This is a genomic window from Treponema rectale (assembly GCF_014202035.1).
Lineage (GTDB): Bacteria > Spirochaetota > Spirochaetia > Treponematales > Treponemataceae > Treponema_D > Treponema_D rectale.
Genome location: NZ_JACHFR010000003.1, coordinates 143,169 through 156,651 on the forward strand (window position 1 = coordinate 143,169; position 13,483 = coordinate 156,651).

Genomic DNA, 13,483 nt, shown 5'->3' on the forward strand with positions numbered 1-13,483 from the left:
CTTTACTTAAGAAGTCCGATTATTCCTCTTGTATACCATTTCATGTTCAGAATTTCGCTGTCAGACAGTGTATCGTTTTCTTTGATTGCCAGATTGAAGTCCTGTCCGTATACAGGTCCTGAAAATACATTGAGGGTTCCGTCTTTCAGTTTGGTTCTTGCTTCCAGAATGTCCATGTAAATATCTTTGTCGATGTTGCTTATTTCATCAATATCAACGGCTCCGTCAGCTATTGAACCCCAGTAACTTCTTGCAGTCCAGGTTCCGTTAAGAATTCTTTCTACGTCGTCAAGAATGTATGCAGCCCAGTTGAAGGTTGCAGCCGTAATGTAATAGTCAGGAGACAGGTCTCTGGATGATGAGTTGTAGCCTATGGAATAAATTCCGTTTGATGCGGCAACGTCCTGTGCATCTGCAGAATTCTGGTGCCAGGTTATTACGTCACAGCCTTTTTCTATGAGAATGCGGGCTGCCGTTTTTGAAAGATAGGGATCATACCATGTGTCAGTCCATATGATTTCTATTTTTGCCTCAGGATTGATTTTTCTTGCTCCCAGGGTAAATGCATTAAGTCCCTGGATAACTTCAGGAATAGGCACTGATGCTATATAACCGATTTTTCCGGTGTGGGTTTTTGCTCCTGCAGCCATTCCTGAAAGATAACGGGCCTGATAGATGCGGGCAAAGAATGTTGATACATTTTCTGCCGTGTGGGTTCCGGCAAACCATGAAAACTTTATGTCAGGATATTTTTTTGCATATTTGAATACAGAGTCTTCAAATCCGTATCTGGTGGCATAGATTACGTTGCAGCCGTTTTCTATCAGAATGTTCATTGCCCTGTCGCATTCTGTAGTTTCCGGAATGTTTTCTATGACCATAGTTGGAATTCCTTTTTCCTCAAGGACATATCGGGCCTGTTCAAATGCCTGGGTAAAACCGTTGTCATTTGTCTTTCCGGAATAAATGAATCCGGCCTTGATGTTTTCCGGCGTTATTTTTCCTGAAAAACCTTCCGGATTCTTTTTACAGGATTCCAGCGGAACTGTAAACATAGTAACCGATATGATTAAGAGAAGTATTCCTGACTTTTTCACGATTGCCCTCTTTTTGTTATGTATACTCCTTTAAAAACCGCATCAGCAGTCCTGCAGGAGGTACGGGATAAAAAGTACCCGGAGGTATTTTTTATCTTATATCCTATTATGACACGAAAATTTCATTTTGTGCTGAAAAAATGATGTTTTTATATGAAAAAAATTTGATTTTAATATGTTTGAAATGAGTTTATTATGAAAAAATGCGTTATTTTACAGTTTCGGCAGTTTTTTCAGATTATTGCGTGTTGCAGAGAGACAGAGATCTCTGTATTTTCGGTTATTCTTCCGGTTTTGACGGAGAAATGGTTAAGTGTGTCCTGAAATCAGGAGGAAATATTCTTTCAAGCTCTGAAAGCAGGATTGATTCTGAAAAATGGACGGTTACTCTTCCCGGAACAGGTGCCTGCAATGAATGTACCCTGGAAGTGTCCTGCGGCGGGGTTGTAAAGATTTTTAATCATGTTGCCGTGGGGGAAGTCTGGATTGCCGGCGGTCAGTCAAATATGGAATTTGAAATCGGCAGCTGTACGGAAAAAGATGATGCATTTTCTGAATCAGGGGATGATGGAGTAAGGTTTTATTATACACAGAAAATAGGATGGCTGGATGAATCTTTCTATAATAAAGAGAAAGAAACGCACTGGGAAACTTATTCCTCGGATAAAAAAAAGCACTGGTCTGCAATAGGATATTTTTTTGCAAGAAAAATTGCCCGAAAACTTGGAGTTACCGTAGGAATAATAGGCTGTAACTGGGGCGGGACATCTGCTACCAGCTGGATTGACTTACAGTCCCTTAGAAAAGAAAAGTACCTTGATGTGTATTTTGAGCCCTATGAAAAAGAAAGCGCCGGAAAATCCGTGGAAGAGCAGTGCCGTATTTTTGATGAGTATACGGCTTATCATGATGAATGGCAGAAAAAATGTGATGCCCTTTATAAAGAAAATCCTTCAATTGAATGGCAGGAAGTTATTGATATTATAGGACCATGTGAATGGCCGGGACCTAAAGTCTGCAAGAATCCTCTCAGACCTGCGGGGTTATACGAATGTATGGTCAGCAGGATAATGCCTTATACTGTAAAGGGGGTCATTTATTATCAGGGAGAAAGTGATGATAAGCACAGCTTTCTGTATGAAAAACTTTTTACCCTGCTCATAAAAAAATGGCGGGAATATTTTAATTCTCCAGAACTTCCCTTTATTTTTGTCCAGCTGCCGGAGCACCGTTATGCCGCAGACAGGGATTTTAAAAACTGGTGCATCATCCGGGAAAACCAGATGAAGGTAAGGAATTTTGTAAGGAATACTTTTATGGTGTCTGCCCTTGATCAGGGGGAATATAATGACATTCATCCGAAACATAAAAAAGTTCTGGCCCTGAGAATGGCTGACTGTGCACTGGTTAACTGTTATGGAACAGATGAAAAGAAAGAAACGGAAAATCCTGCTTTTGAAAGCTGTACTGTAGAAAAAAACAGAATCCGGATTGTAATAAAGCGTTCCGGTACGGGACTTGAAATTCGGGAAGATAAAAAGGAACTCCAGCATCTTATTGAAATGGAAAAAGTGCAGGGAAATGAAGTTCCTGAAGATTTTACAGGGGTTGAGATTGCAGGCGCTGATAAAAAATTCTATCCTGCTGCCGTAAAACTTTCTGGTGTACGGAAGAACATTATTGAAGCTGAGTCTCCACAGGTTCCTGAGCCTGTTTATATCCGTTATGCCTGGTACAATTATGGTCCGGTTACTGTATTTTCCCGGGAAGGCCTTCCTTTGTGTCCTTTCAGAAACTATTCAGAATCCGTGGAAGAGACAGAAAGCGCAGGCATTCAGCAGGTAATGGAACTGTGAATGTTAGCCTGAGTTAATTGTATATTTATGCAAAAAAAACTATAATTTCCTCATAGAAAATGCGTGATTGTTATAAAATTCTGGGTGTGTCTCACTCTGCGACGGCTGCAGAAATAAAGAGGGCATATCGTTTAAAAGCAAAGCTTCTGCATCCGGATTTAAGTCAGGACGACGGAGAAAAATTCCGTGAACTTGTAGAAGCCTATGAAACTCTCTCAGATCTGAAGACACGGCAGCTTTTTGATGAGTCATATTCCTACGGTAAGTTTTACGGAAAAAAACGGGATTCTGTTTCCTTTGATTACAGAACCTGGCTTCTTGAACGTGAGGATGACGAAAGCAGGGCCAAGCTTATTTTCTTTGATTTAATGCACAGAAATGAAGATGAGGCAGTAAAAGAATTTAAGCGTATGAATTCTGAGCGGACCGGTTTTAAGCTTTCAAGATGGTTCACCCGGGAAGATTTTATGGATTATGGATTTATTCTTGCGGAAGAACTTGTACTGCGGCAGGAGTATTATGATGCGGTGATTCTTCTTGAGCAGATAATAAAGATGGAATATTCCTACAGTTATTTCAGATTGTTTTTTCCGGAGGTTCTTTCTCTTGCCCGGCATATACTGAGGAACAACATAGAAGGACAGGTAAATGATGAACTTGCCCTGGATGCCTGGGAGATGGCCCTTGATCTGAAACTGGGAAATTCTGACGATGCTTTTTTCCTTCAGAAAATGGCGGATGTTTATGAGCGTATGGGAGATTTTCGTACGGCTGATGTCTGCAGGGAAGAATCAATGAGGCTGAAGGGGATGACCAATAAGTTTACATCCTAGTGTATAGAACTAGATGTGGCGTAGCGTTCAGTATGAGTCATTGCCGTGCTCGACACGGCAATCTCTTGTATTGTAATTAAATAGATTTTCGGGTCGTGCCCGAAAATGACATTGTTTCCGTTAATAGTGTTTATAAAAGAGGTGAATATATGATCAGACTTAAGAATGAAGACCAGATTAACAAAATCAGAAAAAGCTGTCATGAACTGGCAGATCTTTTTAATGAAATTATTCCTAAAGTAAAACCTGGCGTAAGTACCTGGGAAATTGATCACTGGTGTCAGGAATACTGCCGTAAGCACGGAGGAAAACCTGCCTGGATGAAAGAAGGATTTCCGGGAATGGCATGCATCAGCATTAACAATCAGGTTATTCACGGGGTGCCAAGTAAAAAGCGTTTTGTTGAGGACGGAGATATTGTTTCCCTTGATATCGGTATTGATCTTGACGGTTACATTTCTGATTCAACCCACACTGTAATGGTAGGAAACGTAAAGCCTGAGGTAAAGAAACTTGTCCGTGTTACAAGAGAAAGTCTTCTTGCCGGAATTGCTGCCTGTCATCCGGGCAACAGAATCAGTGATATTTCAAATGCCGTTTATGATATCTGTGCCAATCAGAATAAGTACGGTGTCGTATATGATTACTGCGGTCATGGAGTAGGACTTGACGTTCATGAAGATCCAAGCATTCCTAACTGTCCGAGCAGGGGGCCTAATCCCCGCATTCAGGCAGGAATGGTTCTTGCCATTGAACCGATGATAAATCTTGGAACGGATGACGTGGAACTTGAAGAGGGCAGTGACTGGACTGTAGTAACCTGTGACGGATCCATAAGCTGTCATGAGGAACATACTGTTGCAGTATTCCAGGATCATACGGAAATTCTTACTGACCTTAATTATAATGGTTGCGCCGTAACAGGATTTTAATTTATGAAAATAAGATTTGTAAAAAGAATATTTGAAGCCGCTGTGCTTTCTGCCGTGCTGTCAGGATTTTTTTCCTGTGCTTCAACTTCTGTAAACCTGAGGGATTATAAACGAACTGCAATTGTATCGGTTTATGGAAATTCCATGATTCCGTGGTATTCAAATAATATCAGGGGTTCAGCTGAACCGGAGTATACGGAAGGCATAATTTCCGGGGCAATCAATCGTGCCGTCAATGAAGGGGATCCTGAAGTTTATCTTGCCGGAAAGCGGGCCGAAAATGCAGCTGCCGCTCTGGAACAGGCCCTTCTGTCCAACGGTGTGGATGTCGTAAGTCCTTCTTCTTTTCCTGACTGTAAGGTTTATGTAAAACCGGACGGAGCAGAAAAGAAAAGTGCTTCAAAATATTCTGGCAGGGGATACAGGGTTCTTGATTCTGCTTCAAAAAAGTACAGGACGGATCTTGTAGAAAAAACTTCCTGTGATTCCATGCTCTTTGCAAATTTTAAATTTGAAAAAATGCAGAAGTCAGGAGCCGTATGGCTGAGGGTAACACTTTCAGTATGTCTTACAGATGCGCAGGGAAAGGCTGTTTATAGAAATAAGTATACGGCTGTTTCAGATCAGTCTGTGGAATCAGGCAGGGGGGAGCGTTATGACCATGAAGGCTTGTGTGCTCTTGCTGATTCTACCGTGCTGAAAGCAGTGAACCTTTTTATGCAGGATTCTATGGATTCTGCGGATGTACTTGAAGTTTTTGAACCGTTGCCGGAAAAGAAAGTTTATGACGATGCAACGATGGCAAAACTTGAGGCTGCCCGGCTTATGCTTAAAGACGGAGTTTCTCCTGAACAGATTGCAAAGTGGCAGGATCTGCCTCTGGAACTTGTAAAGGAACTTGCAGAAGAGTAAATAAGATATTGCCATTTTCTACAATCAAAAAAATGCGTAATATCTGAATATAAGAACAACACTGAAAATACGGAGAAAGTTATGTCAAAAATTCAGATGAAAAATGCGATTGCCGAACTTGACGGTGATGAAATGACCCGCGTTCTTTGGGCAGTAATTAAAGAAAAACTTCTTGAGCCTTTTGTAGATTTGAAAACTGAATATTATGATCTCGGTCTTAAAAGCCGTGATGATTCTGATGATAAAATTACTTACGAAGCAGCTGCTGCCATAAAGCGCCTGCATGTAGGTGTAAAATGTGCAACCATTACTTCAAACGAAGCCCGCATGAAGGAATATAACCTTAAACAGCTTACCCGCTCTCCAAACGGAATCATCCGTGAGGAACTTGACGGAACTGTTTTCCGTGCACCTATTTTTGTAAAAAATGTAAAGTGCTGTGTTACTTCATGGAAAAAACCGATCGTTCTCGGACGTCATGCTTACGGAGATGTTTATAAAAACTGTGAGATAAAGACTGACTGTCCTGGTAAGGCTGAACTTGTATTTACCGGTGAAGACGGAAAAGAAATCAGAAAGACAATTCAGATAATGAAAGGTCCCGGAATCCTTCAGGGAATTCACAATATGGATTCTTCCATCGAAAGCTTTGCCCGCTGCTGCTTCAACTATGCCCTTGATCAGAAAATCAGCGTATGGCTTGGAACAAAAGATACTATTTCTAAAATTTATGACGGAAACTTTAAGGCAATTTTTGCCCGCGTATTTGAAGAGGAATTCAAATCTAAGTTTGATGCTGCAGGACTTGAGTATTTCTATACACTCATTGATGATGCAGTTGCCCGCGTAATGAAGAGTGAAGGCGGTTTCCTCTGGGCCTGTAAGAATTATGACGGGGATGTAATGAGCGACATGATTGCTTCTGCATGCGGAAGTCTTGCCATGATGACAAGCGTTCTCGTAAGTCCTGACGGAAACTTTGAATATGAAGCAAGTCACGGAACGGTACAGAAACACTATTACCGCTACCTTAAAGGCGAAAAAACTTCTACAAATCCTGTTGCTACTATTTTTGCATGGACAGGAGCTCTTGCTAAGCGCGGAGAACTTGATTCAACTCCGGAACTTGTGGATTTTGCAAAGAAACTTGAAAAGGTAACTCTTGAAGTAATTGAAGAAGGCCTTATGACAGGTGACCTTGCCCGTATTGCAACTCCGGCTGCATCAAAAGTCCTTAACAGCTGGGAATTTATTGATGAAATTGCATCAAGACTGTAATCAATTGTAATCGGGATTCTGTAAAAACAGTCCGCAGTAACATGCACGGAAGAAACTTAGTTTTTTTGTGCATCTGTTTACTGCGGATTTTTTTTCAAAAAATTAAGTTTTTTAATTTAATTTCTGATGTTTTTTTTGTTGAAAACCCCTCTTATTCTTATGCTATCGGAAGTCTGGAAGTGTTCCATGGAGTTCCCGGTTCCTCTGCCGTGATTAGAGGCAAAAGTTTTCAAAAAAAGTTGTGACGGGCTTGAGAAAATCAGTAACCGTCTCTTAAGAAAAAGGGGGATTTTTTATGAAAAGATTAAGATGGCTTGCAGTACCTGCAATGGCTGCAGTTTTATTTGGCGCAGTCAGCTGTGGCGGTGGAAGTGATGATAAAACTTCAAGTGATATTCTTGCATCTGGAGAATACACATTGAACGGATGGAGTTCAATGAAAGTTGTTGATTTTACAGCTTTGAGTTCAGCCCGTCTTGCACGCATTGGTTCAGTAAGCGTAAAATATTCTATAAATCTTGAAGAAGCAAATGCAGATAATACCGTACAGGGTGCCTTCTTCCTGTCTTCATCAGCAGATGAGACAGCACTTTATGGAGAGAAAAATGCAAATGTTGTTGGCTCTGAAATAAATGCATCTTCTACAACAGAAGCTACCGTGGAAATTCCATTTGCAAATGACGGATATAATACAACTGCAAAGACACTTGCGTTCTGCAATAAGTCATATGGTTCAGGATGGGTTGGAGTTCCTGCAGTTGTAAATATCATTTCTGTAACTTATAACGGACTTTCTACAATGGAAAAAGCAACTTCTGCAACTGCAAATAATTTTGCAGAAGAAACAGATTCCACTGTCTATATGTATACTTATGATGCACAGACTGGACGTGACGTTACTGCAGATAAACGTGAAGAATATCTTGCAAGCCTTGAAAATCTTTCTTCAACAGTAACGGCTTATGAATCAACTTACAATGATGCAGATGCAGTTCTTCTTAAAGCTGGTGCCGGAAATGATGGTACTGCACGTCTTACTTATATCTTTGATGGCAGTTATACCATCTCAGAAAATACATATTTTCAGATGAATGCAAGTGCCGGTGGAAATGTTTCTGTACTTTTCTGGGATACAAAAACTGATGAAGAGTCTGGTAAAGAAATCTATGATTCTGCATATCTTACATGGACAGAGTCTAAGAAGATTTCTTTAGGTGAGTATTCAGGAAAAAAACTTCGTGGCGTTGAATATGCCGGAAATGCAGGAACATATATCTATGGATGGTCGATTGGTTCTTCAACAGCAGATACAGTAACACTGACCGTAAATTCAATAAAGCTTGATGATACAGCTTTAACACTTTCAAGCGGAACTACAGTTACAAGCAATACAGAACTAAAAATTGAAACAAATAATCCTTGGGATTCTAACCTTCAGTGTACAGATTTCCCTGAAACTGGTGTAACTAGTTTAACGGTAAACTTCAGCGTTGCAGGCCTTTCTTCTTCATCTATAAGTCCATGGGTTAGTCTGTGGGTTAATGGTAATGATGCTTTAAACTGGATAAAGATTCCTTATACTTCTACAAGTATTTCTGAAAATGGAGAATATTCAATAACGTATACATTTGATGAAGCGACAGAACTTTCTGCCACAACATGTTATCTTGGTCTTGAAGCAAGTTTTAATTAAAATTTTTATGATGCATCAAAAATATTTTGATTTTTGATGCATCTTCGTAATGAAGTGCGGAGAAAAATAAATTGAATAAATTACGTTTGTTGTCAGCCATATTATTAACAGCTGTTTCCATACTGAGCTTTTCATGTAATGAGGAAGTTACAGATGATTTTGATGCGTATCCAAGTGAGATTTATAAAAAAACATCAGCACTGTCTGAAAATGCGGCTTCTAATGTTGATTTGACTCATATTAAATCAATAAAGCTGTATAATTTCTGTATGGAAAGTGGCTGGGCAAATGTACCTGTAAAACTTGTTCTGTATACTGATTACCTGACTGAATATCAGTTGAATGATTATGCTTCAGACGGAGATATACTTTTTAATGAACTTCCATTTGCTGATTTTGAAGTAGACCGCTGGGGATATACCATAGAGTGGACAGCAGCTGATACCGGTGTATGGAGCGGTTCTGCAAAAACAATTCCACTGCGGAAGACACTGAATCTTGAAAAGTATTCTCAGCTTGTTACATTCTATGAACTGTATGTTGATAAGACTGAAAACAACAGTTCAAGTCGCATAGGTGTTGCATTTGTTGATTCTTCCGGCAATGAAACGCCATATGATAATTTTTCCTTAACAAAAACGGGTATTCTTGAATAGAAAAAAAACAGCAGTATAAATGGAAAAGAAGACTAGATGGTAAAACGCAGGCAGCAGTATCGTAAAAAAACTGCTGTCTTTTTTTTTGAAGTGCATTAAAGAAACTGCTAAACTCCATTATTCGCCGGAATGATACGGCTTTTTCTTTGTAAAAGATATATTATATAGAACAAATTTTGTAGGGGATGACCAATAAGTATGAGTCATTGCCGTGCTCGACACCCTGTCATTGCCGCACTTGATGCGGCAATCTCTTGTATTGTAATTAAATAGATTTTCGGGTCGGGCACGAAAATGACACTTTTTGAACTTATTGGACAGCCCCTTTTTTTTTCACCGAAAAGTATTAAAAAATATTAAGGTTCATAGTTGTTTTTGTATTTTCTTATAATTACAATTATTTCAGTTAAAAATATTATTTGTTGCATATTATTCCGTTCTATATGGAGAGTTTTATGAAGATTAATAGTCTAAAAACAAAACTTGCAGTTCTTATTTTAGGTATTGTAGTTGTATCTAATCTTGTTTTAGGAATTATTGCCTATTCCATGTCAAATTCAACCCTTGAGGATTCTGTAGAGCAGACAGTTACTTCTGTTGCAGAAAATGTTGCAAATCAGGTTCGTCTGTTAAATGACAGGGAATTCCATATGCTGGATGTTCTGGCAAATTTGTCTGACATTAGAGATCCGTCTAAATCGATGGAAGAAAAAGTTGCATTGGTTCAGAATGCAAAAAAAACTGATACTAATTACGAGAATATTGCTTATTATGATATAAACGGGATGACAATTACCGGCGATGGTGAAGTTGCAGACTGTTCAAATCGTGAATATTTTATTCACGCAATTTCCGGGGAACATTACGTTTCTGACCCTAATGTCAGTCCTGTAAACGGCAAGCTTCTTATTTTCTATGCTGTACCTGTTTATGATGCATATTCAAATTCAATTTCAGGGGCGATTGCTGCTGTGTTCTATGGAGATACCCTGTCAAAACTCTGCAGTCAGATTACAATCGGTAAAGACAGCCACCCGTTTATTATAAATATGAAAACAGGAAAAACTGTTGGTGATGCTGATGTTCAGTACGTACAGAAAGGGCAGATTCTTAAAAACGATACTACCGGAGAAATGAATGAAGCTATTGTTGATGCAATGAATGGCAATACTTCATATCGTATATTTCATGAACCTTTAAGAAATAAAACAATGCTGGCTTCTTACAGGCCTGTAGGGGATAACTGTGACTGGGCTGTATTCTGCATGGCTCCTCATGAAGATTTCTTCTCAATGATAAAAACGATGATGGCATCCATGACTTCTGTTATTTTTGTGATTCTCGTTATTGCCGTAATTATTTCAATGATTATCATTGCGTTTACTATAAAACCTCTTAAACTTGTAGAAACTTCGATTACAGAAATTGCCAGCGGAAATGCAGACCTTACAAAGAGAATTGAAGTTACATCTCATGATGAAATCGGTAATGTGGTAAAGGGATTTAATTCATTTACAGAAAAACTCCAGTCAATTATTTCTAACGTTAAGAATTCAAACTTTAACCTTGAAACTGTCGGAACAGATATGAATGCCAGTGTTGAAGATACGGCAAGTTCGATTACACAGATTATTTCTAATATAGAAAGCATGAAAAAACAGATTGATACTCAGAATCAGAGTGTAAATCAGACCGCTGGTGCCGTTAATGAAATTGCTTCAAATATTGAATCTCTTGAGCACATGATTGAAAGTCAGACAACAGGAGTAACTCAGGCAAGTGCTGCAGTTGAAGAAATGATTGGCAATATTTCGTCTGTTAACATATCTGTAGACAAAATGGCTAATTCCTTTAATGAACTTCGGGCAAATGCTCAGTCAGGAATTGATAAGCAGAGAGATGTTAACGATAGAGTAGAGCAGATTGAAAGTCAGTCAGATATGCTTCAGGAAGCAAACGTTGCTATTGCTTCTATTGCGGAACAGACAAATCTTCTTGCCATGAACGCTGCAATTGAAGCTGCACATGCCGGTGAGTCAGGAAAAGGTTTTGCCGTTGTTGCAGATGAAATCAGAAAACTTTCTGAAACTTCTTCCGTACAGAGTAAGACTATTGGACAACAGCTTAATAATATTAAGGACTCTATTAATGATGTCGTTACTGCTTCTTCCCAGGCAAGTATTGCTTTTGAAGCAGTATCCCGCAAGCTTGAAGAAACAGATGCTCTTGTAATGCAGATTAAGTCTGCCATGGAAGAACAGAATGAAGGATCACGACAGATTACCGATGCCCTTCATAATATGAATGACAGTACTGTTGAAGTAAGAAATGCTTCTTCAGAAATGGCAGAGGGTAATAAACTTATTCTTAAGGAAGTTCAGCTTTTACAGAATGCTGCAATGTCTATGACTCAGGGTATGGATGAAATGTCCGTTGGTGCAAAAAAGATAAATGAAACTGGAGCTGCCTTAAACGGTATTTCAAATAAAATGAGTGAATCAATCAGGGATATTGGTTCTCAGATAGATCAGTTTAAGGTTTGAGTTAATAGCTGCTGAATTATAATGATGGTTCCGTGCTGCGGTCTGAAACTGGCGGTACGGAACTTTTTTTTTTGTAAAAAAAATAAAAGTTTTTTGGGATAATTTTCAATGTTTCTTTTATTAAAATCTGCTTCTATTCTTAAAATACAAGAAATAGCGAGGAGTTAAGAAGTTTATGAAAAGGATAAACAAGCTGTTTGCAGTTACGGCATGTATGTTTATTGCTGCCGGTGCTTTTGCTCAGGAAGAGGATGAAGCTCCAGTTCATGAAGGATATTCCATGGAACTGGCAAAAAGTGCAACGATTGGTGTTGAGGCTGGAACAACTTTCGAGTATGACCTGAATGATGGTTCCAGCGGACTTGAAACAAAAGTCGGAATCCAGTTCTATCTTCCTTTGTTTGATAAAACAGACCGGGGTGTCGTGGAAGAAACATACGCACAGCCGGGTGTACGTCTTGTTGTAAAGGATATGTGTTTTCAGTGGCTGGAAAGTTATTTTACCACAGGCGGTAATTATGCCCAGGACAATGTAAACTCCTGGTCAAGCCGTCCTCTTGTCCTTACATACGGAGACATCACGGCTGATCTCGTTTATAAAAATGTATTCCTTCAGGTTGCCGGTACGACACACCCAATGGAAACTGATAATGCAAGCATCAATTCAATTTTTGATGATGTAATGGATACTGATGACAGATGGTACTTGAAAAAGCAGTATGCCCTTTATTCAAATACACGCTACAACAAACTTGGACTTCCGCTTTTAGGAAGTTTTATTAAGCGGGATGCTGTTGATACTGATTATTCAGATGATGTATCAGGTCAGCTTGGTTTTGGAGTAGAGTTTTCTAAATTTACTGCAATTGCAAAAGCTGCATCCTTGTATTCAGGCCGTGATAATGATGAAAATGAATGGCTCTTTGGCCTCGATTCAGAGTTCTATCCTGTGGAAGACATGAGCATCAGTGTAAATGCAATGGCCGGACTTCACTGCGAAAATTCCTTCAGCTATAACGGATCTTCTTACAATCCGTTCAGTGCCGGAATCAGTGCTGACTACAAGATAAAGACAGGTCGTAAGACTGTACTCAAACCGTATGTTGGTTTTGATTACTTTAAGGATCTTGAAGGTAATCTTGATGATACATGGGAAGCAGGCATCGGAACTTATCTTTATACAAGGGGAGAAGATTTTCTTACAAGTCATCGAGACATAGACTATGACGAAATCGTACCTGTAGGGTTTTCTCTTGGTGCAAATGCCGTTAAAAACAAGAATCTCTATGGAGATGATGACGTTCATGCAAACCTTATCTTCAGTGCCTTTGAACTTGCAGACCGCAAGGCTGTCGTAAAGAATCTGGGTTATTTTGTTGAACTTGAAATGTGTGACATCGGCGGTGACGACATGCATACTGCTGTTGCCGGACAGATTGAATATCTTCTGGGAGGAAAATATCTTCCTTATGTATTCGGCAAGTATTATCCTGAACTTTCTTCAAATGGTGAGCACATGACCGGAGATAATTATGTAGATGTAAAAGTAGGTTGCTACATGACTCCGGTACAGTATTTCTCGCTTGATGTAAGCTATCAGCTTTCAACCTGTGTTGAAGGTGAAGGTGATGATGACAAGGGTCTTATCAGCGTAGCCTGCACGATCAGATTGTAATCATCGGA

The 13,483-nt window shown here is 39.4% G+C and carries 10 protein-coding genes; 9 read left to right on the forward strand and 1 reads right to left on the reverse strand.

Annotation, left to right across the window (positions count from 1 at the left end; all coding sequences use genetic code 11):
- Positions 1-2: 2 nt before the first annotated feature.
- The gene (locus tag HNP77_RS09505; RefSeq protein ID WP_184652955.1) at positions 3-1,097 is read right to left on the reverse strand and encodes a BMP family ABC transporter substrate-binding protein; all 1,095 of its coding nucleotides are present in this window, start codon (positions 1,095-1,097) and stop codon (positions 3-5) included.
- A gap of 203 nt (positions 1,098-1,300) precedes the next feature.
- Between HNP77_RS09505 and HNP77_RS09510 the strand changes: the two genes are divergently transcribed.
- The 9 genes from HNP77_RS09510 to HNP77_RS09550 all read left to right on the forward strand — a co-directional run bounded on the left by HNP77_RS09510 (position 1,301) and on the right by HNP77_RS09550 (position 13,475).
- Positions 1,301-2,953, forward strand: coding sequence for a sialate O-acetylesterase (locus tag HNP77_RS09510; protein ID WP_184652956.1), 1,653 nt, complete (start codon positions 1,301-1,303; stop codon positions 2,951-2,953).
- A 59-nt stretch (positions 2,954-3,012) separates the two neighbouring features.
- Positions 3,013-3,786 carry a J domain-containing protein gene (locus HNP77_RS09515; protein ID WP_184652957.1) on the forward strand — a complete coding sequence of 258 codons (774 nt, stop codon included), beginning with the start codon at positions 3,013-3,015 and terminating at the stop codon, positions 3,784-3,786.
- Between the two features lie 149 nt (positions 3,787-3,935).
- A complete protein-coding gene (map, locus tag HNP77_RS09520) occupies positions 3,936-4,718 on the forward strand; it encodes a type I methionyl aminopeptidase (protein ID WP_184652958.1) in 783 nt (260 codons plus the stop codon).
- A 3-nt stretch (positions 4,719-4,721) separates the two neighbouring features.
- A complete protein-coding gene (locus HNP77_RS09525; protein WP_184652959.1) occupies positions 4,722-5,630 on the forward strand; it encodes a hypothetical protein in 909 nt (302 codons plus the stop codon).
- Positions 5,631-5,711: 81 nt separating this feature from the next.
- Positions 5,712-6,908: an NADP-dependent isocitrate dehydrogenase gene (locus HNP77_RS09530; RefSeq protein ID WP_184652960.1), complete on the forward strand. Its 1,197-nt coding sequence runs from the start codon at positions 5,712-5,714 to the stop codon at positions 6,906-6,908.
- Positions 6,909-7,203: 295 nt separating this feature from the next.
- Positions 7,204-8,601, forward strand: a complete 1,398-nt coding sequence (locus tag HNP77_RS09535) for a hypothetical protein (protein ID WP_184652961.1) — start codon at positions 7,204-7,206, stop codon at positions 8,599-8,601.
- 71 nt (positions 8,602-8,672) lie between these two features.
- Complete coding sequence (locus tag HNP77_RS09540; RefSeq protein WP_184652962.1) at positions 8,673-9,257, forward strand: hypothetical protein; 585 nt, start codon at positions 8,673-8,675, stop codon at positions 9,255-9,257.
- A 455-nt stretch (positions 9,258-9,712) separates the two neighbouring features.
- Positions 9,713-11,800 carry a methyl-accepting chemotaxis protein gene (locus HNP77_RS09545; RefSeq protein ID WP_184652963.1) on the forward strand — a complete coding sequence of 696 codons (2,088 nt, stop codon included), beginning with the start codon at positions 9,713-9,715 and terminating at the stop codon, positions 11,798-11,800.
- A 175-nt stretch (positions 11,801-11,975) separates the two neighbouring features.
- Entirely contained in the window at positions 11,976-13,475 is a 1,500-nt protein-coding gene (locus tag HNP77_RS09550) for a hypothetical protein (protein ID WP_184652964.1), read from the forward strand.
- Positions 13,476-13,483 lie beyond the last annotated feature (8 nt).

Bases quoted from the DNA above. Each gene is read 5' to 3' on its own strand.
- HNP77_RS09510 (WP_184652956.1), top strand. From the start codon at position 1,301: ATGCGTTATTTTACAGTTTCGGCAGTTTTTTCAGATTATTGCGTGTTG.
- HNP77_RS09515 (WP_184652957.1), top strand. From the start codon at position 3,013: ATGCGTGATTGTTATAAAATTCTGGGTGTGTCTCACTCTGCGACGGCT.
- map (WP_184652958.1), top strand. From the start codon at position 3,936: ATGATCAGACTTAAGAATGAAGACCAGATTAACAAAATCAGAAAAAGC.
- HNP77_RS09525 (WP_184652959.1), top strand. From the start codon at position 4,722: ATGAAAATAAGATTTGTAAAAAGAATATTTGAAGCCGCTGTGCTTTCT.
- HNP77_RS09530 (WP_184652960.1), top strand. From the start codon at position 5,712: ATGTCAAAAATTCAGATGAAAAATGCGATTGCCGAACTTGACGGTGAT.
- HNP77_RS09535 (WP_184652961.1), top strand. From the start codon at position 7,204: ATGAAAAGATTAAGATGGCTTGCAGTACCTGCAATGGCTGCAGTTTTA.
- HNP77_RS09545 (WP_184652963.1), top strand. From the start codon at position 9,713: ATGAAGATTAATAGTCTAAAAACAAAACTTGCAGTTCTTATTTTAGGT.
- HNP77_RS09550 (WP_184652964.1), top strand. From the start codon at position 11,976: ATGAAAAGGATAAACAAGCTGTTTGCAGTTACGGCATGTATGTTTATT.